Source organism: Sphingopyxis sp. JAI108, assembly GCF_013410105.1.
Taxonomy (GTDB): domain Bacteria; phylum Pseudomonadota; class Alphaproteobacteria; order Sphingomonadales; family Sphingomonadaceae; genus Sphingopyxis; species Sphingopyxis chilensis.
The window spans coordinates 130,020-156,758 of record NZ_JACCCJ010000002.1; the positions used below are offsets into that span (position 1 = coordinate 130,020).

The 26,739-nt window shown below is 67.8% G+C and carries 26 protein-coding genes; 13 read left to right on the plus strand and 13 right to left on the minus strand.

The window, feature by feature from the left end:
- The first annotated feature begins 2 nt into the window (after window positions 1-2).
- Window positions 3-434 carry a GtrA family protein gene (locus HDC29_RS11685; RefSeq protein WP_179497714.1) on the plus strand — a complete coding sequence of 144 codons (432 nt, stop codon included), beginning with the start codon at window positions 3-5 and terminating at the stop codon, window positions 432-434.
- Window positions 431-2,278 (plus strand): hypothetical protein, encoded by a 1,848-nt coding sequence (locus tag HDC29_RS11690; RefSeq protein ID WP_179497716.1) that lies wholly within the window; start codon window positions 431-433, stop codon window positions 2,276-2,278. The genes HDC29_RS11685 and HDC29_RS11690 overlap by 4 nt, the downstream gene beginning before the upstream one ends.
- Before the next feature lie 3 nt (window positions 2,279-2,281).
- Here the strand turns inward: HDC29_RS11690 and msrB are convergent, their stop codons facing one another.
- The 4 genes from msrB to HDC29_RS11710 form a co-directional block, all read right to left on the minus strand.
- On the minus strand, window positions 2,282-2,704 hold the full coding sequence (gene msrB, locus HDC29_RS11695; RefSeq protein WP_373562813.1) for a peptide-methionine (R)-S-oxide reductase MsrB: 423 nt from the start codon (window positions 2,702-2,704) through the stop codon (window positions 2,282-2,284).
- 106 nt (window positions 2,705-2,810) lie between these two features.
- On the minus strand, window positions 2,811-4,046 hold the full coding sequence (locus HDC29_RS11700; RefSeq protein WP_179497720.1) for a cytochrome P450: 1,236 nt from the start codon (window positions 4,044-4,046) through the stop codon (window positions 2,811-2,813).
- Window positions 4,047-4,133: 87 nt separating this feature from the next.
- Complete coding sequence (locus tag HDC29_RS11705) at window positions 4,134-5,423, minus strand: ABC transporter permease (RefSeq protein ID WP_179497722.1); 1,290 nt, start codon at window positions 5,421-5,423, stop codon at window positions 4,134-4,136.
- Complete coding sequence (locus tag HDC29_RS11710) at window positions 5,420-6,376, minus strand: ABC transporter ATP-binding protein (protein WP_257018255.1); 957 nt, start codon at window positions 6,374-6,376, stop codon at window positions 5,420-5,422. The genes HDC29_RS11705 and HDC29_RS11710 overlap by 4 nt, the downstream gene beginning before the upstream one ends.
- A 66-nt stretch (window positions 6,377-6,442) precedes the next feature.
- Between HDC29_RS11710 and queG the strand changes: the two genes are divergently transcribed.
- Window positions 6,443-7,495: a tRNA epoxyqueuosine(34) reductase QueG gene (gene queG, locus HDC29_RS11715; protein ID WP_179497726.1), complete on the plus strand. Its 1,053-nt coding sequence runs from the start codon at window positions 6,443-6,445 to the stop codon at window positions 7,493-7,495.
- A gap of 37 nt (window positions 7,496-7,532) precedes the next feature.
- Here the strand turns inward: queG and HDC29_RS11720 are convergent, their stop codons facing one another.
- Both HDC29_RS11720 and HDC29_RS11725 read right to left on the minus strand, forming a co-directional pair.
- Window positions 7,533-7,907, minus strand: a complete 375-nt coding sequence (locus tag HDC29_RS11720) for a hypothetical protein (protein ID WP_179497728.1) — start codon at window positions 7,905-7,907, stop codon at window positions 7,533-7,535.
- On the minus strand, window positions 7,904-8,587 hold the full coding sequence (locus HDC29_RS11725) for an EI24 domain-containing protein (RefSeq protein WP_179497730.1): 684 nt from the start codon (window positions 8,585-8,587) through the stop codon (window positions 7,904-7,906). The genes HDC29_RS11720 and HDC29_RS11725 overlap by 4 nt, the downstream gene beginning before the upstream one ends.
- A 109-nt stretch (window positions 8,588-8,696) precedes the next feature.
- Between HDC29_RS11725 and HDC29_RS11730 the strand changes: the two genes are divergently transcribed.
- Window positions 8,697-9,695, plus strand: coding sequence for an adenosine kinase (locus tag HDC29_RS11730; protein ID WP_179497732.1), 999 nt, complete (start codon window positions 8,697-8,699; stop codon window positions 9,693-9,695).
- 95 nt (window positions 9,696-9,790) lie between these two features.
- Window positions 9,791-10,048 carry a hypothetical protein gene (locus HDC29_RS11735; RefSeq protein WP_179497734.1) on the plus strand — a complete coding sequence of 86 codons (258 nt, stop codon included), beginning with the start codon at window positions 9,791-9,793 and terminating at the stop codon, window positions 10,046-10,048.
- A 3-nt stretch (window positions 10,049-10,051) separates the two neighbouring features.
- On the opposite strand, the gene HDC29_RS11740 is transcribed toward HDC29_RS11735, so the two are convergent.
- From HDC29_RS11740 to tsaD, 3 genes are all read right to left on the minus strand, one after another.
- Window positions 10,052-11,587, minus strand: coding sequence for a lipopolysaccharide biosynthesis protein (locus tag HDC29_RS11740; RefSeq protein ID WP_179497736.1), 1,536 nt, complete (start codon window positions 11,585-11,587; stop codon window positions 10,052-10,054).
- 76 nt (window positions 11,588-11,663) lie between these two features.
- On the minus strand, window positions 11,664-12,656 hold the full coding sequence (locus tag HDC29_RS11745; RefSeq protein WP_179497738.1) for an NAD(P)H-dependent glycerol-3-phosphate dehydrogenase: 993 nt from the start codon (window positions 12,654-12,656) through the stop codon (window positions 11,664-11,666).
- Entirely contained in the window at window positions 12,653-13,687 is a 1,035-nt protein-coding gene (gene tsaD / locus HDC29_RS11750) for a tRNA (adenosine(37)-N6)-threonylcarbamoyltransferase complex transferase subunit TsaD (protein WP_179497740.1), read from the minus strand. The genes HDC29_RS11745 and tsaD overlap by 4 nt, the downstream gene beginning before the upstream one ends.
- A 143-nt stretch (window positions 13,688-13,830) precedes the next feature.
- On the opposite strand from tsaD, the gene hemC reads away from it, so the two are divergent.
- The 5 genes from hemC to HDC29_RS11775 are packed head-to-tail and all read left to right on the plus strand — an operon-like array spanning window position 13,831 to window position 18,762.
- Complete coding sequence (gene hemC, locus HDC29_RS11755) at window positions 13,831-14,778, plus strand: hydroxymethylbilane synthase (protein ID WP_179497742.1); 948 nt, start codon at window positions 13,831-13,833, stop codon at window positions 14,776-14,778.
- Window positions 14,775-15,464, plus strand: a complete 690-nt coding sequence (locus HDC29_RS11760) for a uroporphyrinogen-III synthase (protein WP_179497744.1) — start codon at window positions 14,775-14,777, stop codon at window positions 15,462-15,464. Before hemC ends, HDC29_RS11760 begins: the two co-directional genes overlap by 4 nt.
- A gap of 19 nt (window positions 15,465-15,483) precedes the next feature.
- Window positions 15,484-16,392 carry a mitofilin family membrane protein gene (locus HDC29_RS11765; protein ID WP_179497746.1) on the plus strand — a complete coding sequence of 303 codons (909 nt, stop codon included), beginning with the start codon at window positions 15,484-15,486 and terminating at the stop codon, window positions 16,390-16,392.
- A 41-nt stretch (window positions 16,393-16,433) separates the two neighbouring features.
- Entirely contained in the window at window positions 16,434-17,636 is a 1,203-nt protein-coding gene (locus HDC29_RS11770) for an acyl-CoA dehydrogenase (protein WP_179497748.1), read from the plus strand.
- A complete protein-coding gene (locus HDC29_RS11775; RefSeq protein WP_179497750.1) occupies window positions 17,629-18,762 on the plus strand; it encodes a CaiB/BaiF CoA-transferase family protein in 1,134 nt (377 codons plus the stop codon). Before HDC29_RS11770 ends, HDC29_RS11775 begins: the two co-directional genes overlap by 8 nt.
- A gap of 49 nt (window positions 18,763-18,811) precedes the next feature.
- Here the strand turns inward: HDC29_RS11775 and HDC29_RS11780 are convergent, their stop codons facing one another.
- Complete coding sequence (locus HDC29_RS11780) at window positions 18,812-21,097, minus strand: TonB-dependent receptor (RefSeq protein ID WP_373562814.1); 2,286 nt, start codon at window positions 21,095-21,097, stop codon at window positions 18,812-18,814.
- A gap of 262 nt (window positions 21,098-21,359) precedes the next feature.
- Here HDC29_RS11780 and HDC29_RS11785 point away from each other — a divergent pair, with 262 nt between their 5' ends.
- Window positions 21,360-22,025, plus strand: a complete 666-nt coding sequence (locus HDC29_RS11785; RefSeq protein WP_373562799.1) for a TetR/AcrR family transcriptional regulator — start codon at window positions 21,360-21,362, stop codon at window positions 22,023-22,025.
- Window positions 22,026-22,181: 156 nt separating this feature from the next.
- On the opposite strand, the gene metW is transcribed toward HDC29_RS11785, so the two are convergent.
- Both metW and HDC29_RS11795 read right to left on the minus strand, forming a co-directional pair.
- Window positions 22,182-22,769 carry a methionine biosynthesis protein MetW gene (metW, locus tag HDC29_RS11790; protein ID WP_179497754.1) on the minus strand — a complete coding sequence of 196 codons (588 nt, stop codon included), beginning with the start codon at window positions 22,767-22,769 and terminating at the stop codon, window positions 22,182-22,184.
- Window positions 22,769-23,890 (minus strand): homoserine O-acetyltransferase, encoded by a 1,122-nt coding sequence (locus HDC29_RS11795; RefSeq protein WP_179497756.1) that lies wholly within the window; start codon window positions 23,888-23,890, stop codon window positions 22,769-22,771. The genes metW and HDC29_RS11795 overlap by 1 nt, the downstream gene beginning before the upstream one ends.
- Window positions 23,891-23,969: 79 nt before the next feature.
- Between HDC29_RS11795 and hisC the strand changes: the two genes are divergently transcribed.
- A complete protein-coding gene (hisC, locus tag HDC29_RS11800) occupies window positions 23,970-25,085 on the plus strand; it encodes a histidinol-phosphate transaminase (RefSeq protein ID WP_179497758.1) in 1,116 nt (371 codons plus the stop codon).
- Entirely contained in the window at window positions 25,082-25,987 is a 906-nt protein-coding gene (locus HDC29_RS11805) for a prephenate/arogenate dehydrogenase family protein (protein WP_179498866.1), read from the plus strand. Before hisC ends, HDC29_RS11805 begins: the two co-directional genes overlap by 4 nt.
- A 28-nt stretch (window positions 25,988-26,015) precedes the next feature.
- Here HDC29_RS11805 and HDC29_RS11810 read toward each other — a convergent pair whose 3' ends face one another.
- Window positions 26,016-26,735, minus strand: coding sequence for a 1-acyl-sn-glycerol-3-phosphate acyltransferase (locus tag HDC29_RS11810; protein ID WP_179497760.1), 720 nt, complete (start codon window positions 26,733-26,735; stop codon window positions 26,016-26,018).
- Window positions 26,736-26,739: the final 4 nt, after the last annotated feature.

The following is a 26,739-nucleotide window of genomic DNA, read 5'->3' on the forward strand; positions in this document are numbered from 1 at the left end:
CGATGCAACCCATCACCAAATTGATCGCGTCGGTGCGGCGCGGCGAAATTCGATGGCTCAACTACCTGCTCGCGAGCGTTCTCGCGCTCGGCAGCGATGCGGGGCTGTTTCTGCTGTTGCTAGACGCGGGACTGTCGCCGGTGACGGCGTCGGCGACCGGCTATTGCGCGGGTATCCTTGTCCACTGGGTGATTTCGAGCCGGCTCGTCTTCGCCGACGGCGCCGCGGCGCGCGGCACGGGTGAACGCCACCGCCAGAAACTGCTCTTCGTCGGGTCGGCGCTCGTCGGCCTTGCGGTCACGACCGCGATCGTCGGCGGCGGCAGCTCGCTGGGGCTCGACCCGCGGCTCGCGAAGCTCGCGGCGATCGTCGTGAGCTTCCAGACGACCTATCTGCTGCGCCGCCATATCGTATTTCGGGCCGCCGCGGCATGAACGAAGCGGCGCCGCCATCCGTTTCGGATTCGGACGGCATCCAGCTCAGCCCCTGGTTCACGCCGGCGCGAATCGCGCTGATCGTCTGGGGATTGATGAGCCTGATCGCGATCGTCGCCAACTGGCAGGCGATCGGGGCGCTCGACCTTGCCGACACCGACGATGCGATGCGCATGGCGCAGGTGCGCGACCTTCTGGCGGGGCAGGGCTGGTGGGATCTTTCCCAATATCGCGTCAATCCGGCGGGCGGCGGCGTGCTGATGCACTGGTCGCGCATCGTCGATGCGCCATTGGCCGTGGGCATCCTGTTGCTGAAGCCGCTGTTCGGGCAGGCGATGGCCGAACGGATCGTGATGGCGCTGTGGCCGCCGCTGCTCGGCGCGGCGCTGAGCGTCGCGTGCGCGCTCGGCTATCGCAACCTCTCCGACCGCCGCATCGCCTATATCGTGCCGCTGTTCCTGATCATGTCGGGCTATATCCTCGTCCAGTTCCGGCCGCTTCGCGTCGACCATCATGGCTGGCAGATCTTCCTTGCAATGCTGGTGATGGCGCAGGCGCTGCGCCCCGCGAGCTGGCACGCGGGGCTGCTCGGCGGGCTGTTCGCGGCGGCGCTGCTTGCGGTGTCGATCGAGGGCCTGCCCATCGTCGCGCTGTTCGCGGGCCTCGCGGCGCTGCGCTGGGCGCTCGGGCGCGGCGGCGACGACCGCGCGCGGCTGTGCGGCTATCTGGGCGCGCTCGCGGGCGGCGCGATCCTCTTCCAGTTCGCGACCCGCGGCCCGGTGGGCCTCACCGGAAGCTGGTGCGATTCGCTCTCGGCCCCCTATATGGCGGCGTTCGTCGTGGCGGCGGCGGTCGTGTTCGCGTCGGCGCGCGCCAATCCGGCGGCGGTATGGGTCCGCTTTACGCTGCTCGCGCTCGCTGGCGTGGCGGCGGCGGGCGCGCTGGTGGCGACCGAACCGCAATGCGCGAACGGGCCGTTTGCCACGCTCGACCCGATCGTCGTGCAATTTTGGTATCGCAACGTCCTCGAAGGCCAGCCCTTGTGGGCCGCGAAGCCGCACGACATGGTTCATGTGCTCGTGCCGTCGCTCGTCGGTCTCGTCGGATCGCTCCTTGCGTGGCGCGGTTCGATCGAGGCGACCGATCGAAGGAATTGGGCGACGGTCATCGTCGCACTCGCCGGTGCGGCGGCGCTGTCGCTGCTCGTGTTCCGCGCCGTCTCGACCGCCCACCTCTTCGCCTTGCCAGGCTGCGCCTGGCTGGGCCTCCGCGCATGGGCATGGGCGCGCACCATCGCCTCGACCGTGCCGCGTATCCTCGCGTCGGCGATGGCGGCGCTCACGCTGCCGCTGCTCGGCAGCATGGCGGTCGCCGCAGCGCTGACGCCGGTTATCCCCGCGCTCAGGGACGAAGAGAAAAGGGCGGCCACCGAGAAGGCCGAGGCCAATCGTTACAAGGCGAACTGCCTCGACCCGGCGGCGATCGCCGACCTTGATCGCCTGCCGGCGACGACGCTGCTGACGCCGATAGACCTCGGCGCGCCGCTGGTTTTCTGGACGCGGCACAGCCTGGTGGCGACGCCGCATCATCGCAACAGGTACGCGATGGCCGATACGATTCGCGCCTTTGCGGGCGATCCGGCCAAGGCCGAGGCGCTGGTGCGCGGGCAGCAGACGGCGCTGGTCGTCTTTTGCCGCACCGCCAATGATTTCACCAAATATCGCCGCGCGCGCAAGGACGGGCTGGCGGCGCAGCTCTATGCCGGAACGCCGCCCGCCTGGCTCGAAACGGTGCCGATCAGATCGCGCGCGGGGTTGGCGGTGTGGCGGGTGAAGCCCGAGTAGGGCCTAGGCGGCGCGGAAGCTGAGCGCGGCGCCGTTCATGCAATAACGTTTTCCCGTCGGCTTCGGCCCGTCGTTGAAGACATGGCCGAGGTGGCCGCCGCAGCGCCGGCAATGGACTTCGGTGCGCGCATATCCGAGGTCATGGTCGGTCGAGGTGCCGATCGCGCCCTTCAAAGGCGCCCAGAAGCTCGGCCAGCCGGTGCCGCTGTCATATTTGGTCTTGCTCGAATAGAGTGGCAGCGCGCAGCCGGCGCAGGCGAAAATGCCGGCGCGCTTTTCCTTGTCGAGCGGGCTGGTGAAGGGGCGTTCGGTCGCCGCCTCGCGAAGCACGCGATATTGGAGCGGCGACAGGCGCTTTTTCCATTCGGCGTCGGAAAGCTGCCAGCCCGCCTGCGCCTTGGGCCGCCCCGATTTGGCGAAGAGCATCGGCGCGCCGATGATGGCGCCGCCGAGCGCGAGTCCGCCGAGAAGGTAGCGACGTTCGATCATGTCTTCGATACGTATGCCGTGGCCCGCGGGTTACAAGACCGCGTCAATATTTCTCGATCTGTACGGGCAACGCGCGGAAGCCGTGGACAAAACAGGCGTGGACGCGTTCGGGCTCGCCCGTGACCGTCACGCGCATCCGCCGCGCCGCCATCTCCTCGAGCAGGATGCGCAGCTGCAGCTCGGCGAGGCGCGCGCCGACGCAGCGGTGGACGCCATAGCCAAAGGAGAGGTGCCGCCGCGCATTCTCGCGGTCGAGCCGCAGCGCATCGCCATCGTCGAAGACGCTCTCGTCGCGGTTTGCCGACAGGTACCAGAGGATGAGCTTGTCCCCCTTCTTGATCTGGTGCCCGAACAGGTCGGCATCGGCGAGCGCGGTGCGGCGCATATGCGCGAGCGGTGTCTGCCAGCGGATGATCTCGCTCACCGCATTGGGGATCAGAGACGGATCGGCTTCGAGCTTGGCGCGCTCTTCGGGAAATTTGTCGAGTCCGTATGCGAGCCCCGACATGGTGTTGCGCGTGGTGTCGTTGCCGCCGACGATGAGGAGGACGAGGTTCCCGATGAACTCATATTTGTCCATGTTCCGCATCGCTTCGCTGTGCAGCATCATCGAGAGCAGGTCGGGCGTGGGTGGCTGGTCGAGCTTTTCCATCCACAATTTCTGGAAATAGACGAACGCCTCTTCGAGCACCGCGCGGCGCTGTTCCTTGAGCTCGACCTTTTGCGCGAGTTCGACGTCGCCCATCCAGTCGGACCATTCGGTGAGCTTGCGCCGGTCCTCCCACGGAAAATCGAAGAGCAAGGCGAGCATCTGCGTCGTCAGTTCCATCGAAACGCGATCGACCCAGTCGAACTTCTGACCCCACGGCAGGCCGTCGAGCACCTCGCCGGTGCGGCGGCGGATGTCGTCCGAAAGGCGCGTCATTTCGGCGGGAGTGAAGGCGGGGGCGACGGTGCGGCGCTGGTCGGTGTGCTGCGGCCGGTCCATCGCGATGAACATCGGCAGGCGGAAATCCTCATCCTCGTCGCGTTCGAGGATCGTGATGCCGCCATATTCCCACGACGAACTGTAGATGTCGGGCAACGCCTCGACATGCTGGATCGCCTGATGGCTGGCGATATTCCAATAGGGTCCGTGGACGCTGTCCTCGCATTTGACGATGCCGCCGGCTTTGCGGATTTCGGCGAAAGGCGCTTGCCAGCGATCCTCCGAATAGATGGCGGCGGGGCTCATGTCATAACGGTCGGTGACGGGCTGGGGCGCAGCTGCGGTCGCCATCGGCATCCTCCTCCTCAAAAGGGACTCGCCGCAGCGTTTGCCGCCGTCGGCCAGATCAGTTGCAGGATGCCACTGTTTACAGCTTTGTCAATGAGGCTGGGATGAAGCAGCTTCGGCGACAGCCGCGGTGGCCGCAGCGCCTCTTGCGCGGCGCCAGAATTTCCAGCCGCTGCCGCTGCTGAGCACGCCGGCGCGGAACAGGCGCACCGAAATCCAGATGACGAGCGCGACCCAGAGTGCCTGCCAGCCGATCGCGAGCAGATGGATCGCTTTCGCATCGTCGGTCGCGGCGCGCGCCGCCATGGCGAGCGGTGACGAGAAGGGGAAGATTTGCGCGAAGCGGGCGAGGCTGCTTTCGGGCGCGCTCGCGGCGGCGGCGCACAAGCTGAACATGCCGACCTGGAAAATGGTGATCGGCAGGCTGAGCATCTGGATCTCGCGCACCGTCGCCGCCTGGGCGCCGACGCCGAGGAAGACGGCGCCGAGCAGCAGGAAGGAGAGGACGAAATAGACGAAGCCGATGCCGAGGAAGAAGGGCCAGCCGGTCGCCGGCATCGCAGCGAGCGCCGCCGCCGCCTTGCTCGCGCCTTCGGTGGAGGTCAGCGCCGCGGGATCGGACAGCATCGCCGCGGCGAGCCCGCCGCCGACCGCCATCGCGACCCAGAAGGCGATGAACAGCACCGCGACGCCGAGGAAGCCGAGCAGCTTGCCCAGGAAGACGCTTTCGAGCGGAACCGCGGCGGCGAGGATTTCGATGACCTTGTTGCCCTTTTCCTCGGCGAGCGAGCTTACCGTCTGGCCCGCAAGGAGCAGGGTGAGGAGGAAGATGACGAACACCGCGCCGAACCCCAGCGACTGCTGTACCGCGATACTGGTGCCGCCGCTCGACAAGGCCTCGAAACGGGGGGCGACGGGCGGGAGCGGTCCCGCCGCGCGCGCGCGTTGCACTTCGCCCGCGAGCAAGGCGAGATAGCGGCCCGAACCGCTGTCCTTTTCACGTTCGACGATGCGCGGCGCGGCGAGGTCGCCGCTCATCACGGCATAGGTGTCGGCGCCCTTTTCGCGCGCGACGGCGATCGGATCGATGGCGGGGGTGGCGACGCGGAGTTCGAGCAGCGCGGGCTCGCGAGGCATGACCGCGCGCAGCCGTGTATCGGCGGAGCGCAATGCCTCGATATCGGCGGGATCGGCAACCGCGACGATGCGGCCGGCGCCGCGCGCGCTGTCGGCGAGCTGCGACGCGCCCATGCCGCCCGCGAGCCCCATGCCGATCATGAACAGCGGCGCGAGCAGGAAGAGCAGGAAGGTCGGCGTCGCGACGATCGCGAGAAAGTCGCGCCGCGCAATCACGAACATGTTCCGGACGAAAGGGGTCATGCGCTTGCCTCCTCGACGGCATCCTCGGTAGCGTCGGCGTCGAAGCCGGCGTCGACCTGGCGAACGATATGGACGAAAGCGTCGTGGAGCGCCGGGCGGCTGATCGACAGGCCGGTGACGCCATGACCGCTCGCGGTGATGCGCGCGAGCAACGGTTCGACGCCGCCGTCCTCGATCGCGAAATGCCACGCGTCGCCGCGCAATTCGGCGCCCGCGGGCAGATTCGCGGCGACCGCGGCGGGGTCGCTGGCGTCGCGCGGCGTGTAGCGCACCTGCATCGGCAGCAGCGCGCGCGCCTCGTCGACCGTGCCCTCGAAGCGCCGCGCCGAGCGCGCGATGATCGCGATGCGGTCGCAGAGACGCTCGGCATGCGCCATCACATGCGTCGAAAAGAGAATCGTCGCGCCGCGCTCCTGCTCGCGCCGGACGAGCGTTTCGAGCCGCTCCTGATTGACGGGGTCGAGCCCCGAGAAAGGCTCGTCGAGGACGATCAGGTCGGGGGCGTGGACGATCGAACCGATCAGCTGGACCATCTGCGCCATGCCCTTCGACATCTTGCGGATCTTTGCGTCGATGACGCGTTCGAGCCCGAGTTCGGTCATGAAGGTCGCGGCGCGGCGGCGCCCTTCGGACCAGTCGAGCCCGCGCAGCGCGCCCATGAAGGCGATCGCCTCGCGCGCCTTCATGCCCGGATAAAGGCCGCGCTCCTCGGGAAGGTAGCCGATGCGGCTGCGCACGCTCTGCGGCTTGTGCCCGCCGAGCAACCGGCTCGTCCCTTCATCCGGATCGATGATGCCGAGCGTCATGCGGAGGCTGGTCGTCTTCCCTGCGCCATTGGGGCCGAGCACGCCATAGATACTGCCCGCCGGCACCGCGAGGCTGACATGATCGACCGCCTTGTAATCGCCGAAATATTTGGTGAGGCCGTTCGCCTCGACGCTGTAATCGCTCAACCCTGGTCCCCAATCATTCGCATACCAAGCTATGGCACGGCGAGGCGGCTCGCGTATAGAGCGCCAATGGTTGCCGAAGCCTTGCCTCCGCTGGAAGAACGCCTCGAAGCCGTCGCGCGCGCGCATGGGTTCGCGGCGTTCGGGATCGCAAATGCCGATGCGGCGCCGCAGACGGCGGCGCGGCTGAACCAGTGGCTTGCCGAGGGGCGCCACGGCGACATGATCTGGATGGAGAGCCGCGCCGAGCAGCGCGGATCGCCCAAAGGACTGTGGCCCGACGTAAAATCGGTGATCGCGCTGGGGATGAGCTATGCGCCGGCGCTCGATCCGCTAGCGCTGGCCGAGCATCCGGACCGCGGGCGGATTTCGGTCTATGCGCAGGGCGGCGACTATCATGACGTCGTCAAGAAGGCGCTGAAGGCCGTCGCGCGATGGCTGGTCGGCGAAGCGAAAGACGCCGAGGTCAAGGTGTTCGTCGACACCGCGCCGGTGATGGAAAAGCCGCTGTCGGCAGCGGCGGGGCTCGGCTGGCAGGGCAAGCACACCAACCTCGTCAGCCGCGAACATGGCAGCTGGCTGTTCCTGGGCGCGATTTACACGACACTCGACCTAGAGCCGTCGATGGCGGGGCGCGATACGTGCGGCAGCTGCTCGGCGTGCCAGGATGCGTGCCCGACCGACGCCTTCCCCGCGCCGTACCGGCTCGATGCGCGGCGCTGCATCTCTTACCTCACGATCGAGCATAACGGCCCGATCCCGGTGGCGCTGCGGCGCGGGATCGGCAACCGCGTCTATGGGTGCGACGATTGCCTCGCCGCCTGCCCGTGGAACAAATTCGCCGACACCGCGCATACGCACCGCGCCTTTCTGCCGCGCGCCGAATTGGCGGCGCCATCGATCGGCGACCTGCTCGACCTCGACGATGCGGGGTTCCGGCAGGTCTTTGCCGGGTCGCCGATCAAGCGGATCGGGCGCGGGCGGATGGTGCGCAACGCCGCGATCGCGGCGGGGAACAGCGGGGACAGGGCGTTCGTTCCGGCGCTCGAAAGATTGGCGACGGATGAATCGCCGATGGTCGCCGATGCGGCTTTATGGGGGCTCGACGAACTGGCGTCGTGACGTCGTTTGTCGGGGAAGCGGGCCGGTCCCGCTCAGCCTAACGCCGCAGCGCCTGCGCGCAGCTGTTCACCTCGGCGTTGCGGCCGTCGGGGGTGCGCGCATCGACATGCGTCGCGACCGGGTCGGCGCCCGCGCGCGGGGCGTAGAAATAGACGTCGAGGATGCAGCTCGACCCGGCATATTGCAGCTTGCGGCCGGCGCCTTCGGTGACGTCAAGCCGCGGCTTGCCGAACATGCGGCCGATCGCGTCGGCGCTATTCCCGATCAGCGCATTATTCTGCACCGGTCGCACGACCGTCGGCGGGGGCGCGGTGGACCGCGGGGGTGTCGCGCGCGGAATCGCGGGACCGGCGCAGGCGCCGAGCGTCAGGCCGAGCAGCGCAATGGCGCCGAGGCGGCGGTTATCGATCATGTTTCGGGGTCCCCCTTGCCGAGATGCAGCATGTGGACCGCCATAGCGGCGCTCAATATCGGCGCCAACAAATTGGCGACGGGCACCACGAAGCTTGCGGCGGACAGCAGCCCGAGCGACCAGCGCGCCGGCCGGTCGAGGCGCGGGTGGTCCGGGTGGCGCGCAAGCACCATCGCCTCGAGGTCGCGGCCCAGCAGCAACGCGTTGACGAGGAGCGCGAAGATCGGCGTGCCGATCCCGGTGACGAGCAACACGATATAGACGGGGAGCGCGAGCAGGTTGCCGCCGATCAGCCGGGTGAGCGAGGCGAGGGCGAGGCGGATATTCTGCGGCCAGCCGACATCGACGGCGCGCCGCGCGGCAGCGGGATAGTGGCGCCCTTCGACATCGGCGACGATGCCGTCGGCGAAGAGGCCGATCACGACGATCGCGACGGCGCGAAAGAGCAGCCAGCTTCCCGCGACGATGAGGAGGACGATCAGGACGCCAGCCATGTCGAGCGGCGCTCCGTCCAGCCATTGCCAATGGGCGAGCGCCCAGCGTGCGGCGAAAAAGATCGCGGCCCCCGAGGCGGCAAGCAGCAGCAGTGTGAGCGCGAGGCTTTGCGCGAGCACGCGCAGGACGCGCGGGTGGGGCAGGTCTCGCAGCGCGAGCAGGAAGGCGTGGGCGGCGCGGGTCATGGAGCGGGGATGTGGGTCGCCGCGTCCCGCGTCAAGCGCCCACGCTTGCCTTGGCGCGCCGCCGTCCCTAAAGCGCGCGCAGCTTTTTCCACCCAGCACAGGATTATCCATGGCCTCCACCGCCCGTTTCGATGTCGTTGCCATCGGCAATGCGATCGTCGATGTTCTTGCCCGCGCCGACGATGCGCTGATCGAGGCCGAAGGCCTGACCAAGGGGTCGATGCGGCTGATCGACGCCGAAGAGGCCGAGCGACTCTATGCCGCGATGGGCCCGGCGGTCGAAGTGTCGGGCGGCAGCGCGGCGAACACCCTGGCGGGCATGGCGGCGCTCGGCGAACGCTGCGCCTTCATCGGGCAGGTCGCCGACGACCAGCTCGGCCATGTCTTCACGCACGATTTGCGCGCATTGGGCGTCGCCTATGAGACCCCGGCGCTGAAGGAAGGCGCGCCGACCGCGCGCTGCCTGATCCTCGTCACCCCCGATGGCCAGCGCACGATGAACACCTTTCTGGGGGCGAGCCACCTGCTCGAACAGGCGATGATCGACGAGGCATGGATCGCCGATTCGGAAATCCTCTATCTCGAAGGCTATTTGTGGGATCCGGAGCTGTCGCGCGCGGCGATGCGGCGCGCGATCGACGTGGCGCGCGCGGCGGGGCGCAAGGTCGCCTTCACCCTGTCGGACGCCTTCATCATCGAGCGCCACGGCGCCGATTTCCGCCAACTGATCGCCGAAGGGCTGTTCGATATCCTGTTCGCGAACGAGGTCGAGATCCGGGCGCTCGCCGAAACCGACGATTTCGAGGCGGCGGTCGCGGGCATCGCGCCCAAGGTGCCGCTGCTCGTCGTCACCCGCGGCGCGCATGGCGCGCTCGCGATCGAGGGCGGTGAACGCACCGAGGTCGGCGCCGAGCCGATCGACCAGGTCGTCGACACCACCGGCGCGGGCGACCTGTTCGCCGCGGGCTTCCTTGCGGGGCACGCCGAAGGCCGGTCGATGCGTGACTGCCTGACGATGGGCGCGGTGTGCGCGCGCGAGATCATCGCGCAGGTCGGCCCGCGCGCGCAGACCGACCTCAAGGCGAAGGTCGCGGCGCGCCTCGCGTAGCGATCCTTTTCCGCTTTCGTGGGGGAGCGGATCGGTGCCGGAACTTTCGCCGGCGTTGAAGCGTCCTATGCGCCATCAGCATGGGAGAGATTCTTATGGCCGACGAAATCCACACGACGCGCGATCCCGACGGGACCACGCATACCACTACGGTCATCGACCGCGAACCGCGCCGCGGCGGCGGGATCGGCATGGGGCTGATCTTCCTCGTCGTGATCCTGGTCGCGGCCTTTTTCGCCTTTCAATTCCTTGCGAGCGAAAAGGCGGAAAGCGGTGCGATCACCGAAGCCGCGCAGCAGGTCGGCGATGCCGCGCAGGATGTCGGCGACGCGGCGCAGCGCGCGGTCGATTAGGCGTCAGTTCGCAGCCGCCGGATCGGGGTGCCTCCGGAACAATTCGCGGTCGGCGGGCCCGAAACCGCGCGTCCAGATCAGCCAGCCATAGATGCCGAGGATGAAGGGCACGCCGATCAAGAGCTCGGCCCATTCGGGCAGCTGCGTCGCGCCCCAGCCGAGCACCGCGGCGCCCGCCGTCGCCCAGACGAGCGCCCAGCGCAGGCTGTTCACCGGGGCGCCGAGGATATGCGCGAGTAGCCGTGCCTTGACGAGCGAGGCGAAACCGAGCGCGAGCAGCAGCGCGAGCGCGACTGCGGCGGCGTAATAGATCGTCGGCAAGCCCATCGATTGCGCGATCAGGATCAGCGCGACGCTGAGGACCGCCTGGAGCGCGAGTGTCGCCATGCTGATCAGCAGGTTGCGGTGGCGCGCGACATAGACAAGTGCCGCTTCGCTGACGACGGCGGTTGCGGCGACGACTTCGGCGGCGAGCAGGAAGGCGAGCGCGGCGGTGCCGCTGACGAATTCGGGGCCGACGAGGCCCATCACCGCCTCGCCCGGAATACCGAGCGCGAGCGCGACGCCCGCCTGCGCCGCGATGATCCAGAAACCGACCTGGCTGACCTGTGCCGCCACGGCGCCAAGCCGCTTTTCGGCAAGGTTGCGCGTGATCACCGGACCCAGGATCGGCTCGAAGCTGGTCTTCAGCTTTTGCGGCAGCGAGGCGACCTGCTGCGCCATATAATAGATGCCGTAGATCGTCGGCGAGGTGAACTGGCCGAGGATGAAGAGGTCGAGCCGCCGCGTGCCCCATTCGATCGCGTCGGCGGCGGCGAGCGGGGCGTTGCGCCGGGCGAGCAGGATCAGGTGCGCCGGATGCGGGCGCCATACGCCGGGGCCGCCATAATGGCGGATCATCGGAACGAGCGCGGTGAGAAAGGCGCCGACCATCGCGGCGGCATAGGACAGCATCAGCCCGTCGCGCGCCGAAACGAACCAGAAACCCGCGGCGGCGACGCTGATCACCCAGGGCTCGACGATCGCGCGCGCGCGCACCGTCGCGCCGACGTCGAATTTATAGGCGCAAGCGGCGAGCGCGATGTCGGTCCCCGCGATCGCGAAGACGAGCAGCGCCATCCAGCGATCGGCGCTGTCGACGCCACCCGCCGGATACATCAGCTGCGGCAAGAAGAAGAGGAGCGCCGATCCCGCCGCCGAGACGACGAAGGCGACGAACATGCCGTCCCATACGACGATGCGCTGGTCGGCTTCGGGCGCGCTCAATTGCTCGGCGAGGCCGCGCTTGAGGCCCAAGGTCGCAAGCTGCGCGACGAGTTCGATGACGAGCACGGCAAAGGCGAAGCGGCCGACCGCCTCGGGCCCGTACCAGCGGCCCGCCACATAGAGGAAGGGCAGGCGCGCGACGAGGCGGAGGATGAATCCGAAGAAATTGGTACGACCGCCCTTGGCAAGCGCCGCCGTGTCGGCATCGTGCGAGGGTGCGTCGGGCGATGGGCCGGGTAATGGGGGCGCAGCCGCGCTGTCGGTTTGGCTCAAGCCTGGCGCCCCTTCTGCTTTGCCTTGATGCGCAGTTTAGCGCGGCCCGGGGGAGCAGGCAATCGTGTGCGGCAATTCATCGTCCTTCGGATCGCAGCGGACGGCTGAGCAGGGCCTGAATGGCGTCGGCGACGCGCACTTCGCCGGCGACGAGGCGCGCGACCGTATCGGTGATCGGCATGTCGATCCCGTCGACGCGTGCGGCGGCGGCGACGACCGGCGCGCTGAAGGCGCCTTCGGCGACGGTGCGGCGATCGGCCATCAGAGTCTCCGCCGCTTCGCCGCGGCCGAGCCCCTGGCCGAGCGCGAAATTGCGCGAATTGGACGAGGTGCAGGTGAGCACGAGGTCGCCGAGCCCGGCGAGCCCGGCGAGCGTTTCGGCTTGGGCGCCGCGGGCGAGGCCGAATCGCGTCATTTCGGCGAAACCGCGGCTGATCAGCGCCGCGCGCGCGTTGAGCCCGAGCCCGGCGCCGTCGACGATTCCGCACGCGATCGCGAGGATATTCTTGACCGCGCCGCCAACCTCCGCGCCGATCACATCGGTCGAGACATAGGGCCGGAAATGCGGGCGGGCGAGCGCGCGCGCGAGGTCACCGGCGACGTCCGCATCGGCGGCGGCGAGGGTGATCGCGGTCGGTAGCCCGGCGGCGACCTCGTGCGCGAAGGTGGGACCCGAGAGCACCGCGTGCGGGCGCCGCGGCGCCAGATCGCGTGCCATGTCGATCGGGAAGGCGAAGCTGTCCGCCTCCATGCCCTTGCTGCAGAAAATCAGCGGGGCGTCGCCCGCAGGCAGCTCGCCAAGCACCGCGCGCAGGAAGGGGACGGGGACGACGACGAGCAGCGCGTCGAGAGCGACCATTTCGGCCAGCGAACCGGTCGCGGTCAGCGAGGGCGAGAGGATCGCGCCGGGGAGGAAGGCGGGATTGCGATGCTCGGCGTTGATCGCGGCGACGACGTCGGGTTCGCGCGCCCAGAGGCGCACCGGCGCGCCGTCGGCGGCCAGAAGCTGCGCCAGCGCGGTGCCCCAGGCGCCGCCGCCGACAACGCCGAATTGCTTGTATGACGTCATGCTTTCACTCCGGCTCCGCGCACCGCCTCGGCTGCCGGATCGAGCGGCCAGCGCGGGCGGGCGGGCGTGTCAAGCGGGTCGGTCAGCCCCGCGGCAAAGCGTTCGGCGCCCGCCCATGCGATCATCGCGCCATTGTCGGTGCAGAGCCAGAGCGGCGGCGCGACAAAGGCCTTGTCGAAGCGCGCGGCGAGCTCGGTGAGCGCGGCGCGGATCGCGCCATTGGCCGCGACGCCGCCCGCGACGACGAAGGCGGTCGCATCGGGACACGCGGCGAGCGCGATGCGGCTGCGGTCGATGAGGCAGTCGACGACCGCGTGCTGAAAGGATGCCGCGAGGTCGGGAATGCTGTGCTCTCCACTTGCGGCGGCGCGCGCGACTGCGCTTTTCAGGCCGGCGAACGAGAAATGCGGCTCGGCGCTGCCGACGAGCGGGCGGGGGAGCGGAACGGCTTGGCCGTCGCCATCCTGCGCGACGCGCTCGACCGCGGGGCCGCCGGGATAGCCGAGGCCGAGCAGCTTCGCGGTCTTGTCGAACGCTTCGCCCGCGGCATCGTCGATCGTGGTGGCGAGGCGGCGATAGTCGCCGACGCCCTTGACCAGCAGCAGCTGGCAATGGCCGCCCGAGACGAGCAGCAACAGATAGGGAAAGGCCAGGGTCGCATCGGTGAGGCGCGGGCTGAGCGCATGACCCTCGAGATGGTTGACCGCGATCAGCGGCTTGTTCGCCGCGTGCGCGAGCGCCTTGCCGGTGACGAGCCCGACCATGACCCCGCCGATGAGGCCGGGGCCCGCGGTCGCAGCGATCGCGTCGACATCGGCGAGCGATACGCCGGCGTCGGCGAGCACGCCCTCGACGATCGGCGCAAGCCGGTCGACATGCGCGCGCGCGGCGATTTCAGGGACGACGCCGCCATAGGGGCTGTGCTCGGCCTCCTGCCCCGCGACGCGATGCGCCAAAATGCGCCGCTCGCTGTCGACGAGCGCCGCCGCGGTTTCGTCGCAGCTCGATTCAAGGCCGAGGATCAGGGTCATTTATTGCGCGCTCCTTTACCCGCCCCTTTATCGACAGGGCAAGCCGCAGCGGAGCCTTGGAAACGGCTCCTTGTGATGTCTTGAGCATTTCCGGTCGAAAAACCGGTTCCCACTTTTTCCGGAAATGCTCTAGCACCGCGGCGATGATTGAACTCCCGACCCCCGAAAACCCGTTTCGCATCGGCACGCGTGCCTCGCCGCTGGCGATGGCCCAAGCGCATATGGCGATGGCGGCGCTGATTGCTACCCACGGCATCGATGTGGCGGCGCTCGAAATTGTGCCGATGACCGCGACCGGCGACCGGATCCAGGACCGCGCGCTCGCCGAGGTCGGGGGCAAGGCGCTGTGGACGCGCGAGCTCGACGCCGCGCTCGACGCGGGGAGGATCGATATCGCGGTTCATTCGCTGAAGGACGTCGAAACGCTGCGCGATGCGCGCTTTTTCCTGGGAGCGATGCTCGACCGCGCCGATCCGCGCGACCGGCTGGTGGTACGCGAGGGGATCGAGGCTGCGACGATCGCCGACCTGCCCCGGCGCGCGCGGATGGGTACGAGCAGCCCGCGCCGCGCGGCGCAGGTGAAGCGGATCCGCCCCGACCTCGAAACCGTGCTGCTGCGCGGCAATGTCGCGACGCGGCTCGCGAAGATCGCGGGGGGCGACGCCGATGCGACGCTGCTCGCCGCCGCAGGGCTCGAACGGCTCGGGATGCACGATGTCGGGACGGTGCAGGACGCGGCGTTGCTGCTTCCGGCGGCATCGCAGGGCGCGATCGGGATCGAATGCCGCGCCGACGATGCCAGGGCGATCGCGCTGATCGGCGCGGTCGATCATGCGCCGACGCACTGCGCGGTGGCCGCCGAGCGCGCCTTCCTCGCCGCACTGGGCGGCGATTGCCGCTCGCCGGTGGCGGCGCATGCCCGCTGGCAGGAGGATGGCGCGCTGCGCCTCGACGCCGAGATTTTTTCGGAGGACGGGGCGGAGCATGCCGCCGGGCATGTGATCGTGACGCAGCCCGAAGCGCCCGCCGCGCTGGCGCGCCGGCTGCTCGCCGACGCACCGGACGGCGTCCGGGCATTGTTCGCACCATGACGGGCGGATTGCCGCTGATCGTCACTCGGCCCGAACCGGGAAATGCCGCAACGGTCGAGCGTGCAACGGCGATGGGGTTCGATGTCCATGCAACGCCGCTTTTCGCGGCGCGTCCGGTCGAGTGGCGCGCTCCGGCGGCCGGAGATTTCGATGCCCTGCTGCTGACCAGCGCCTTCGCCCCGCGGCTCGCCGGGGCGGGGATTGCCGGCCTTTCCGCCCTCCCCGCCTATGCGGTGGGCACCGCGACCGCGCGCGCCGCCGGGGCGGCAGGCTTGACGGTGGCGATGACCGGAACGGCGGATGCGCAGCGCCTTCTTGATGCCATGACGTCAGCGAATATCCGCCGGATTCTGTGGCTTTGCGGCCGCGAACGGTCGGAATTCGACGCGCGCGGCGCGGCCATCGTGCCATTGCCCTGCTATGCCGTCGATCCCGTTCCGCCGCCGGCGGGATGGGCCGAACTGATCGCCGCGCCCGCAGTGCTGCTTGCGCACTCCCCGCGCGCGGCAACGCGCCTGGCGAGCCTCGTCGGCGCGGCGCGCGCACACCTGTCACTCGCCGCGATCAGCCCTGCTGTAGCGGCGGCGGCGGGGGAGGGGTGGCGCGAAGTCGCGGTAGCGGAACGGCCCGACGATGTCGCCATATTGGCACAGGCGCGTGCTTTGTGGCACAAGGGTACGAAATAGGGTCGTTCGAAAGAGAAACATGGCAATCGACAGCTTCGAAACCTCCCCGGCTGCGGACGGGGCGGTCCCGGCGAAGGGGCTATCGTTCCGCGCCCTCGTCATCGGGGCCTTCCTGCTGCTGCTGATCGGGATCGTCGGCGGCGGATGGGCGGTGAACCGCTGGCTGACCGGCAGCAATGTGCCGCCGCCCGCCAAGACGGTCACGGCACCGGGCGGCACTGCCAGCCCGTTGCTGACGGACGGGACGGCGAAGGGGGCCGCCGCGGCGGCCCCGCTGGTCGTGGCGCCGGTCGACGGTGCGAACGCGCTCGCGGCGCGCGTCGCCGAGCTCGAACAGCGACTGTCGCGGATCACGCTTCAGGCCGAATCGGCGTCGGGCAACGCCTCGCGCGCCGAAGGGCTGCTCGTCGCCTTCGCGGTGCGCCGCGCGCTCGATCGCGGGTTGTCGCTCGGCTATCTCGACGCGCAGCTGCGGCTACGCTTCGGCGACGACCAGCCGAACGCGGTCAAGACGATCATCGATACGTCGCGCGACCCGGTGACGCTCGAACGGCTTCGCACCGAACTCGACGCGATGGCACCGCAACTCGTCGGGCGGAACGGCGAAGGAGATGGCAGCCTGTGGACCGGGCTTCGTCGCGAACTGGGCGAATTGTTCGTCGTGCGTGCGGCCGGCACCAAGTCGCCGCGCGCGTCCGAACGGCTCGACCGCGCGCGGCGCTACCTCGCGGCGGGGCAGGCCGACCAGGCGATCGCCGAGGTCGAAGCGATGCCGGGGTCGGACATCGCGAGCGAATGGCTCATGGATGCACGGCGCTATCATGAGGCGCGGCGCGCGCTTGACCTGATCGAGACGGCGGCGATATTGGAGCCGCGCGACAGCCCGGCTGCCGCATTGGCCCGCAAAACGGCCGAAGAGACCCCTTAGCGACCCGGGCCCATGGGTCGCTTCTTGAAGAAAGCTGACCCATGGCCCTTGCCGATCCGCAGCGCATCGAAGCGCTCGACCCGCTCGATCCCCTCCAGCTCGACGCCGAACTGAGCGAAGAGGAGCGGATGGTGCGCGACACGGCGCGCTCCTATGCGACCGATGCGTTGTTGCCGCGTGTGACCTCGGCGTTTCTCGACGAGCGTTTCGACCGCGAGATCATGTCGGAAATGGGCGCGCTCGGCCTGCTCGGCGCGACGATCGATCCCGAATATGGCGGCGCTGGCCTAAATTATGTCAGCTACGGGCTGATCGCGCGTGAGGTCGAGCGCATCGATTCGGGATACCGGTCGGCCTGTTCGGTGCAGAGCAGCCTCGTGATCCACCCGATCAACGCTTATGGCAGCGAGGAGCAGAAGCGCAAATTTCTGCCCGGGCTGACGTCGGGCGAACTCGTCGGCTGTTTCGGCCTGACCGAGCCCGACGCGGGCAGCGACCCGGGCGGGATGCGCACGCGCGCCGAAAAGATCGAAGGCGGCTATCGCCTCAAGGGTGCGAAGATGTGGATCACCAATTCGCCGATCGCCGACGTGTTCGTCGTGTGGGCGAAATCGGACGCGCATGACGGCGCGATCCGCGGATTCGTGCTCGAAAAGGGGATGAAGGGGCTGTCGGCGCCGAAGATCGAGGGCAAGGTGAGCCTGCGCGCCTCGGTCACCGGCGAAATTGTGATGGACGGCGTCGAGGTTGGCGAGGACGCGCTGTTGCCGCATGTGTCGGGGCTGAAAGGGCCGTTCGGCTGCCTCAACCGCGCGCGTTACGGCATCGGTTGGGGCGCGATGGGCGCGGCCGAATTCTGTTATGAGGCGGCGCGCAATTACACCGGCGAGCGCAAGCAATTCGGGCGTCCGCTCGCGGCAAACCAGATCGTGCAATTGAAGCTCGCCAACATGCTCACCGAAATCGCGCTGGGCACGCAGGCGGCGCTGCGCGTCGGCCGGTTGATCGATGAAGGCCGGCTCATTCCCGACGCGATCAGCCTGCTCAAGCGCAACAATTGCGGCAAGGCGCTCGATATCGCCCGCGTCGCGCGCGATATGCACGGCGGCAACGGGATTTCGGCCGACTATCATGTGATCCGCCATGCGGTGAACCTCGAAACGGTGAACACCTATGAGGGCACGCACGACGTCCATGCGCTGATCCTCGGCCGCGCAATTACAGGCATCAGCGCCTTTGCCTAGGCCCTTGGAAGGCATCCGCGTCGTCGAACTGGCGCGGGTGCTCGCGGGGCCGTGGTGCGGGCAATTGCTCGCCGATCTGGGCGCCGAGGTGTTCAAGGTCGAGCGACCGGGTGCGGGCGACGATACGCGCGAATGGGGGCCGCCCTTCGTGACGGGCCCTCAAGGCGACAATCTGGGCGCGGCTTATTATCATAGCTGCAATCGCGGCAAGCGCAGCATCGCGATCGACATCGCCAGCCCGGATGGGCAGGCGAAGGTGCGCGCGCTGCTCGCCGACGCCGATGTCGTGATCGAAAATTACAAGGTCGGGGGTCTCGCCAAATATGGGCTCGACCCGGCGCGGCTGCGCGCCGATTTTCCGCGGCTGGTCGTCTGTTCGATCACCGGCTTCGGTCAGACCGGGCCCTATGCGCATCGCGCCGGCTATGACTATATCGTGCAGGCGATGAGCGGCTTCATGTCGCTGACCGGCGAGCCCGACGGGGCCCCGCAAAAGGCGGGAATCGCCTATGCAGATATCTTTACCGGCATGTATTCGGCGGTCGCGATCCTCGCCGCGCTGCGACGTCGTGACGTCACGGGCGACGACAAGGGTGGCGGCGCGCATATCGACATGGCCTTGCTCGATTCGCAGGTTGCGGTGCTCGCCAACCAGGCGGCCAATTATCTGGCGAGCGGCGTCGCGCCGAAGCGGATGGGCAACGCGCATGTCAATGTCGTCCCCTATCAGGTGTTTGCGACCGCCGACGGCCAGCTGGTGATCGCGGTCGGCAATGACCGCCAATACCGCAAGCTCTGCGGCATATTGGGGGTGCCCGAATGGGCGGACGATCCGCGTTTCGTCAACAATGCCGCGCGGCTCGCGAACCGCGCCGAGCTGATCCCGTTGCTCGCGGCGAAGATCGCCGCATGGGACGCGCAGCCGCTGGCGCTGGCGCTCGAGGCCGAGGGCGTGCCCGCGGGGCCGATCAACGACCTCGCGCAGGTATTCGCCGACCCGCAGGTGATTGCGCGCGGGATGCGCTTTCGCCCCGAAGGCGCGTCGATCGACGGCGTCGCGAGCCCGATCGTCATCGACGGGGAGCGCATGGTTGCGCGCACGGGGGCGCCGCCGCTGGGCGCATAGAAAAGGGGCGCCGCAGCGGACGCCCCTTCTCCCCCCCCTTTGTCTCAGATCAGAATTTGACCGTTCCGGTGACGAAGACCTGGCGCGGGTTGCCGTAGAAGGCGGTCAGCGTGCCCTCGGTGCCGAGCGCCGAGACCGGCAGGCCGTTGGCGCCGAGCGCGGGGACGCCGGTGACCGGGTCGACGACGATGAACGTATAGCCGGAGGTCTTATACTCCTTGTCGAGGATGTTCTTGCCGAACACCCCCAGGCTCCAGCGGTCGTCGGGCGCGGTGTAAACGATGCTCGCGTCCCACAGCGCAAAGCCCTTCTGGTCGATATAGGGGTTCGGAATTTCGAACTGATAGGTCTTGCTGCGATAGGAGAGCGTCGTCGCGAAGCTGAGGTCGCCGTCGCCGACGGGGGTCGAATAGGCGAGCGTTCCGCTGGCGGTCCATTTCGGTGTGTTCTGCACCTCGCGGAAATCGGCGACATCGGTCGGCACCCCACCGATATTGGTGATATATTCCCTATATTCGGCGTCGATATAGCCCAGCGCGGTCGACAGCGTCAGCCGGTCGCCGACGGCGGCGATATCCTCGCCCAGCCGCGCGCGGCCTTCGAACTCGATGCCCTTGAAGGTCGCCTTGCCCGCGTTGGACACGACGCCGCAGAAGCTCGGCAGGCCTTGCACCGTGCAGGCGACCGAGCCGGGGATCTGGACGTCGGTATAATCGGCGTAGAAGCCCGCGAGCGCGACATTGAGCGCGCCGTCGAGCAGGCTGCCTTTATAGCCGATTTCATAGCTGTCGACCTGTTCGGGACGGAAGCTCAGGAAGGCGGCAACCTCGTCATCGGACGGCATGCCGGGGGTTGTGGCGGGCGCGTTGACGCCGACGCCGCGCGGGTCGAATCCGCCGCCCTTGAAGCCTTGCGAATAGCTTGCGTAGAGCGTGTGGTCGGGCGTCGGCTTGAACGACAGCGAAGCGCGCGGCGTGAATTTTTCAAAGCTGCGGCTACCCTCGAAATCGGTGCCCGGCGCGCCGAAGGGCACGCCGGCGCCGCCGAATACCGGCGACCCGCCGCCGAGATAATTCTGCCGCAGGATCGAGGCCTCCCGCTTGTCCCAGGTATAGCGGCCGCCGATTGACAGGCTGAGCCGGTCGGTGAAGTCAAAGGTCGCATCGCCGAACAGGGCAAAGGTCGTGGTATCGACGTCGGCTTCGGTAAAGGCGGTCAGCCCGGCGAAGGTGTTGAAGATGCGGACGTCGAAGAGCGTATCGGCGGTCGCATCGAGATAATAGAAGCCGAGCAGGCCCTTGAGCCGGTCGCCTTCGTACAGCAGCTGGAATTCCTGGCTGATCTGCTCGTTGAAGTAGAAGCCGGGGACATCGACGTCGACCGCGGGCAGCGCGTCGAAATCGATCGGTGTGGCCGACTTGTCCTTGCGCCACGCGCTGATCGAGCGGAGCGTCACGGTGTCGCTGAGCTCGGCGGTGACGTTCATCGCGAGGCCATAGGCCTCGATATCCTGTTTCGGGTCGTTGAGACCGCCGCGCGAATCGAAGACGTCGTCAAGGACGGGCGCGCCGGTGGCGAGCGAGGGGATCAGGCGGTGGCCGCCGCGCGGATCGCTCTTGTCCTTCGAATAATCGCCGGTGATACGGATCAGCACGGGGGCGTCATAACCGCCGAGCTCGACGGTGCCGCGGCCGGCCCAGACGTCCTTGTTGTAATTTTCGGTGCCGGTGGTGAGATTGTCGCCGAAACCGCCGCGCGACAGGCGCGCGACCGAGCCGCCGACGCGCACGAGGTCGCCGATCGGCGCGCTCGCGGTGACGACGAGGTCGGCCTGGTCATAGGTGCCGAGCGTGCCCTTGATCTTGAGCGAGAATTCCTCCGGCAGCGGCTTGGTCACATATTTGACCGCGCCGCCGATCGTGTTGCGGCCGTAAAGCGTGCCCTGCGGCCCGCGCAGGATTTCGATGCGCTCGACGTCGTAGATGTCGAGCACCGCTGCCTGCGGCCGGTTCAGATAGACGTCGTCGAGATAGATGCCGACGCCCTGTTCGAAGCCCGACACCGGATCCTGCTGACCGACGCCGCGGATGAAGGCGCTCAGCGTCGAGTTCGAGCCGCGCGACACTTCGAGTGTCGTGTTGGGCGTCGTCGCGCCGATGTCGGTGATGTCGATTGCGCCGGCCTTTTCGAGCGCTTCGCCCGAGTAAGCGGTGATCGCGACGGGGACGTCGATCAGCCGCTCGTCGCGGCGGCGTGCCGTCACGATGATCTCGTTATCGCCGGCGTCGGTGACACCCTCTTCCTGCGCAAGGGCGGGCGGGGCAAAGGCGATCATCGAAAGCGCGCTGGTGGCAAGGATGGCACGGCGCAGCGGACGGGCGAAAGGACGCATGAAAACTCTCCCATGTGATGGGCGACCCCTCGCCGCCCTGTTTGCTTTTCTTGGGCCGGTGCTTGCCAAGCCGCGCCGCTTCCAATAATGAAAGGTGAACCAAGTTTCAACTTGGAAGTTGGCTTCGTCGTTTTTTGCTTGCCAGTGGTGCGGAAATGCCACGATGCAGGCGGAGCCGGACGGAGGGGGAGACGGAAGGGCAGCCATGGATCAGCCGCAAACCGACACGGGGCAGGGCGAAGAGGCCCAAGACGATATGGGGGCGGGCGCCGGCGACGCGCGCGACAAGACGCCGCGCACCGAGCGCGGGCGGCGAACGCTGCGCAAGCTGCTCGACGCGGCGGCGGTCGAATTCGGCGAGCGGGGTTTCCACGAAGCCTCGATCAGCGCGATCACCCGCCGCGCCGGAACCGCGCTCGGCAGCTTCTACACCTATTTTGATTCGAAGGAGGAAATCTTCCAGGCGCTCGTTCGCTATATGAGCGAGCAATTGCGCGACCATGTCACGCCGCTGGTTCAGGCCGCGCCCGACGAGATCAGCGCCGAACGCATCGGGCTCGAATCCTATCTCGGTTTCGTGCGCGAGCATAAGGAGATTTACCGCATCATCGACGAGGCCGAGTTCGTCGATTACGCAAGCTATCGCCGTCACTATGAAACGACCGTCGCGCGCGTGCGCCAGCGGCTCGAGGGCGGCGCGGCGCGCGGTGAAATCCGCGATGACGTCAGCGAGATCCACGCTTGGGCGATCGGCGGGATGAACGTGTTTCTCGGGATGCGTTATGGGTTGTGGGATACCGACAGCGACATTTCCGAAATTGCGCGGATTGCGAATGACTTTCTGGCGAATGGGCTGAAAAAGCCGGATTGATGGCCTTTTACCGTGTTGGGCGGGCGGTTCCTTCTTTCGTCTTTCCGGACTTGATCCGCGATCCACTTCGGCACTGAAATCATGGACCCCCGGATCAAGTCCGGCGCGACGAGAATTTGTTGGCTGCTTTCCGTTAGCGGTCGCAAATCTGGTGGATCAGCCCCGCGCGATCAAGAAGATCGCATGTTCGGCGCGCCAGGTTGCGGCGGCGGCGCTGGTCGGTTTGTCGCCCGACAGATACCAGGCCGCCTCGACGGCAATCCCCTTGGCGCGCAGCAAGTCACGAAAATCGCTGACCGTGACATGGTGGATGTTGGGCGTTTCATACCACGCGACGGGGAGCAGCCGCGTCACCGGCATCCGTCCGCCCCACAGCAGGTCTAGCCGGACGCGCCAATGCGCGAAATTGGGGAAGCTGACGAAGGCGCGCGGGGCGATGCGCAGCAGTTCATCGACAATCTTGTCCGGACGCTCGGTCGTCTGCAGCGTCTGCGACAGGATCGCATAGTCGAACGCGTCGTCGGGATAGTCGGCGAGGTCGCGGTTCGCATCGCCCTGCACCACCGACTGGCCGCGCGCGATCGCCGCGGTGACGTTCGCCGGGTCGATTTCCAGCCCGCGCGCATCGACGCCCTTGTTGCGCAGCGCAACCATCAACTCGCCGTCGCCGCAGCCGACGTCGAGGACGCGTGACGTCGCCGGCACGGCATCGGCAATGATCGCAAGGTCGGGACGCAGCGCCATCAGAAACCCGATCCGAGCGCGCCCGCAACGAGCCGGTCGAGCGCGGGGACGTCGAGCAGGAAGCTGTCGTGGCCGAAGGGCGCTGACAGTTCGACGAAGCTCGCCGCCGCGCCGACGCTTTGCAGCGCCTGAACGACACGCCGCGATTCGGACGTCGGATAGAGCCAGTCGGTGTCGAAGCTGACGAGGGTGAAGCGCACGTCCTTCGCCGCCGCAAACGCGCCGGCAAGGCGGCCGTCGTGCGGGTCGGCGAGGTCGAAATAATCCATCGCGCGCGTGATATAGAGATAGGCGTTGGCGTCGAAGCGGTCGGTGAAGGCGAGCCCCTGATGCCGGAGATAGGATTCGACCTGGAAATCGGCGTCGAAGCCGAAGCTCTTGATGTCGCGCGCCTGCAGGCGGCGGCCGAATTTCTCGGTCAGCCCTTCCTCGGACAGATAGGTGATATGCGCCGCCATGCGCGCGACCGCGAGGCCCTTGGTGGGCGCGCGCGCGCTGCCATAATATTGGCCGTCCTGCCAGTCGGGGTCGGCCATGATTGCCTGTCGCCCGACCTCGTGGAATGCTATATTCTGCGCCGAATGGCGCGCCGCGCTGGCGATGACGAGCGCCGAGGCGAGGCGATCCGGATAAGTCGTCGCCCAGGCGAGCGTCTGCATCCCGCCCATCGAACCGCCAACGACGGCGTGAAGCCGCGATATGCCGAGATGGTCGAGCAGCATCGCCTGCGCGCGGACCATGTCGGTGATGGTGATGACGGGAAAGGCCATGCCGAGTGGCGCGCCGGTCGCGGCGTCGGGGGTGGCGGGGCCACTCGTCCCCATGCAGCTGCCGAGCACATTGGCGCAGATCACGTGGAAGCGGTCGGTGTCGATCGGCTTGCCGGGGCCGACCATGCGCGCCCACCAGCCGGGCTTGCCCGTCGCCGGATGGTCGCTCGCGACATATTGGTCGCCGGTGAGCGCGTGGCAGATCAGCACCGCGTTCGACTTGTCGGCGTCGAGCGCGCCATAGCTTTGCCAGGCGATCGTCACCGACGGCAACGCCTGCCCGCTGTCGAGCGGCAGCGGCTTCGCGATCGTGACGCTCTGGTGTTGGATCTGGTGGAGAAGGCTCGCCATGGTGCGCGCGGGGCTAAGCGGGTGCGCGGGGCGTGTCAACGTGCTGGACTCGCGCGTCCCAGCCGTTAAACGGCGCGGCATGACCGACACCAGCGCCACTCTCGCCCCCAAGCCCTGGATCAGCGGCATCGCCCCCTATGTGCCCGGCAAGTCCGCCGGCGCCGACGGGCGTCCGCTGATCAAATTGAGTGCGAACGAAAATCCGCTCGGAACCGGCGAAAAGGCGCGCGCGGCGTTCGCGGCGGCGCAGGGCGCGTCCGACGCGCTGTCGCGTTATCCCGATCCGGGTTCGGTCGAATTGCGCGAGACGATCGCGGCGAAGTTCGGGCTCGATCCGGCGCGGATCATCTGCGGCAACGGGTCGGACGAGCTGCTCCATCTCGCGGCGGGAACCTACGCGGGCGTCGGCGACGAGATTCTCTATGTTCGCTACGGCTTTGCGGTCTACGAGATCGCGGCGCGCCGGGTCGGCGCGGTGCCGGTCGAGGCCGATGATCGCGACTATGCGACCGACGTCGATGCGCTGCTCGCGGCGGTGACCGACAAGACGCGCGTCGTCTATCTTGCCAACCCGAACAATCCGACCGGCACGCTCGCAACGCGCGAGGAAGTCGCGCGGCTCTATGCCGGGCTGCCGAAGACTGTGCTGTTCGTGATCGACCAGGCCTATAGCGAATATCTGTCCGAAGCCGAGGATGACGGAGGGCTCGAACTCGCGAAGACACAGCCGAACGTGTTCATCACGCGCACCTTTTCGAAGATCCACGGGCTTGCCGCCGAGCGCATCGGCTGGGGCTATGCCGCCGCCGAGGTGATTTCGGCGCTGCACCGCATCCGCCTGCCGTTCAACGTCACCCGCGCGGGCCAGGCGGCGGCGGTCGCGGCGCTCGGCGACGAGGATTTCGTGAAGCACAGCCGCGAGCATAATGCCCAATGGCGCGCCTGGCTGGCGGGCGAACTCGAAAGCCTCGGCAATCATGGCGTGCGCGTCGTGCCGTCGGCGTGCAACTTCCTGCTCGTGCTGTTCGAGGGCGATGTGAGCGCCGAGACGGTCTATAACCGTCTGATGGAGGCCGGCTATATCGTGCGCTGGCTGCCGGGGCAGGGGCTTCCCAATGCGCTGCGTATGACGATCGGCACCGAGGACGAAACCCGCGGGCTGGCCGCGGCGATCCGCGGCGCGCTGAACGGCTGATGGGAATAGAACGCGTCGCGATTATCGGACTGGGCCTGATCGGCTCGTCGATTGCGCGCGCGATCAAGGAACGGCTGCCGCAGGTGGCGGTCACCGGCCATGACGCCAAGGCCGAGGTCCGCGACATCGCGCGCGAACTCGATTTTTGCGACGCGATTGTCGGCGACCCGGCCGGCGCGGTGGCGGACGCCGACCTTGTCATCCTCGCCGTGCCCGTCGGGCGCATGGCCGACGCGGCTGCGGCGATCGCGCCGGGGCTAAAGGCGGAGGCGATCATTTCGGACGTCGGCTCGTCGAAGGCCGGGGTGGCCGACGCGCTGGCAAAGGCGCTACCCGATCACGTCGTCATTCCAGCGCATCCTGTCGCGGGGACCGAGAATAGCGGACCGGCAGCGGGCTTTGCGACGCTGTTCGAGGGCCGCTGGTGCATCGTCACGCCGGATGCAAGCGCGTCCGAAGACGCCGTGACGGTGGTGACGTCCTTCTGGCAGGCGCTCGGCGCACGGGTCGAGACGATGGACGCCGCGCATCACGACATGGTGCTCGCGGTGACCAGCCATCTGCCGCACCTGATCGCCTATACGATCGTCGGAACCGCGAGCGAGCTCGAGGAAGTGACCGAGAGCGAGGTAATCAAATATTCGGCGGGCGGTTTCCGCGACTTCACGCGCATCGCGGCGAGCGATCCGGTGATGTGGCGCGATGTGTTCCTGTCGAACAGGGACGCCGTGCTTGCGACCCTGCAGCGCTTCAACGAAGACCTGACCGTGCTCCAGCAGGCGATCCGCCGCGGCGACGCCGCAAAGCTCGAGGACTGGTTCACGCGCACGCGCGCGATCCGGCGGTCGATCATCGAACAGGGCCAGGATGATGCCGCGCCCGATTTCGGGCGCAAGCACTGAATTCCAACCTCTCCCCTCGATGGGGGAGTCAGCCTTCCAGCAGCGCTTCGGGAGGGTTCAGCGCGTTGATCGCGGCGCGCACGCGTGCCTCGGCCTCTTCGCGTGGCAGGCCGGCGGGGATGGTTTCGCCGACCTTGTAGGTGATCGTGCCGGGCCATTTGACCCAGCGGCGCGGCGGATAGGCGATGCCGCTGTTGACCGCGACCGGGATCACATCGATTCCCAACAAGCGGTACATGCCGGCAAAGCCGGGGCGCAGTTCGGGCGCCTGGCCATGCGGGACGCGCGTGCCTTCGGCAAAGAGACACAAGGGCCGCCCCGCCGCGAGCGCCGCCTTCGCCGCGCCGAGCATCGCGCGCATCGCCTTGCCGCCGCCGTCGCGGTCGACGGGGATCAGTCCGTAGAAACGCGCCGCCTGTCCCCAGACGGGGATCGAGAACAGTTCTTCCTTCGCGAACACGGCGGGATGTTTGAACAGCATCGGCTGCTCGATCGTCTCGAACGCCGATTCATGCTTGAAGACGTAAAGTACCGGCGCGTCGGGCATCTTGCCCTCTACGACGATCCGCTGGCCGAGGACGAAGCGGCAAAACAGGCGGTGGGACTGCGCCCAGATGCGCACGAACCAGATTGTCACGCGATGCGAGAGCGGCAGCGAGATCACCGCGCCGATCGAGCTGATGCTGCTCATCAGGACGAACAGCAGCCAGAAGAGGATCGAGCGGACAAGGGCGACGGCGTAGCGCATGGGC

Excerpts from the sequence above, each read along its gene's own strand:
- HDC29_RS11685 (WP_179497714.1), top strand. The coding sequence starts at position 3 with ATGCAACCCATCACCAAATTGATCGCGTCGGTGCGGCGCGGCGAAATT.
- HDC29_RS11690 (WP_179497716.1), top strand. The coding sequence starts at position 431 with ATGAACGAAGCGGCGCCGCCATCCGTTTCGGATTCGGACGGCATCCAG.
- msrB (WP_373562813.1), bottom strand. The coding sequence starts at position 2,704 with ATGCTCTTCGCCAAATCGGGGCGGCCCAAGGCGCAGGCGGGCTGGCAG.
- HDC29_RS11700 (WP_179497720.1), bottom strand. The coding sequence starts at position 4,046 with ATGGCGACCGCAGCTGCGCCCCAGCCCGTCACCGACCGTTATGACATG.
- HDC29_RS11705 (WP_179497722.1), bottom strand. The coding sequence starts at position 5,423 with ATGACCCCTTTCGTCCGGAACATGTTCGTGATTGCGCGGCGCGACTTT.
- queG (WP_179497726.1), top strand. The coding sequence starts at position 6,443 with ATGGTTGCCGAAGCCTTGCCTCCGCTGGAAGAACGCCTCGAAGCCGTC.
- HDC29_RS11720 (WP_179497728.1), bottom strand. The coding sequence starts at position 7,907 with ATGATCGATAACCGCCGCCTCGGCGCCATTGCGCTGCTCGGCCTGACG.
- HDC29_RS11725 (WP_179497730.1), bottom strand. The coding sequence starts at position 8,587 with ATGACCCGCGCCGCCCACGCCTTCCTGCTCGCGCTGCGAGACCTGCCC.
- HDC29_RS11730 (WP_179497732.1), top strand. The coding sequence starts at position 8,697 with ATGGCCTCCACCGCCCGTTTCGATGTCGTTGCCATCGGCAATGCGATC.
- HDC29_RS11735 (WP_179497734.1), top strand. The coding sequence starts at position 9,791 with ATGGCCGACGAAATCCACACGACGCGCGATCCCGACGGGACCACGCAT.
- HDC29_RS11745 (WP_179497738.1), bottom strand. The coding sequence starts at position 12,656 with ATGACGTCATACAAGCAATTCGGCGTTGTCGGCGGCGGCGCCTGGGGC.
- tsaD (WP_179497740.1), bottom strand. The coding sequence starts at position 13,687 with ATGACCCTGATCCTCGGCCTTGAATCGAGCTGCGACGAAACCGCGGCG.
- hemC (WP_179497742.1), top strand. The coding sequence starts at position 13,831 with ATGATTGAACTCCCGACCCCCGAAAACCCGTTTCGCATCGGCACGCGT.
- HDC29_RS11760 (WP_179497744.1), top strand. The coding sequence starts at position 14,775 with ATGACGGGCGGATTGCCGCTGATCGTCACTCGGCCCGAACCGGGAAAT.
- HDC29_RS11765 (WP_179497746.1), top strand. The coding sequence starts at position 15,484 with ATGGCAATCGACAGCTTCGAAACCTCCCCGGCTGCGGACGGGGCGGTC.
- HDC29_RS11770 (WP_179497748.1), top strand. The coding sequence starts at position 16,434 with ATGGCCCTTGCCGATCCGCAGCGCATCGAAGCGCTCGACCCGCTCGAT.
- HDC29_RS11780 (WP_373562814.1), bottom strand. The coding sequence starts at position 21,097 with ATGATCGCCTTTGCCCCGCCCGCCCTTGCGCAGGAAGAGGGTGTCACC.
- HDC29_RS11785 (WP_373562799.1), top strand. The coding sequence starts at position 21,360 with ATGGATCAGCCGCAAACCGACACGGGGCAGGGCGAAGAGGCCCAAGAC.
- metW (WP_179497754.1), bottom strand. The coding sequence starts at position 22,769 with ATGGCGCTGCGTCCCGACCTTGCGATCATTGCCGATGCCGTGCCGGCG.
- HDC29_RS11795 (WP_179497756.1), bottom strand. The coding sequence starts at position 23,890 with ATGGCGAGCCTTCTCCACCAGATCCAACACCAGAGCGTCACGATCGCG.
- hisC (WP_179497758.1), top strand. The coding sequence starts at position 23,970 with ATGACCGACACCAGCGCCACTCTCGCCCCCAAGCCCTGGATCAGCGGC.
- HDC29_RS11810 (WP_179497760.1), bottom strand. The coding sequence starts at position 26,735 with ATGCGCTACGCCGTCGCCCTTGTCCGCTCGATCCTCTTCTGGCTGCTG.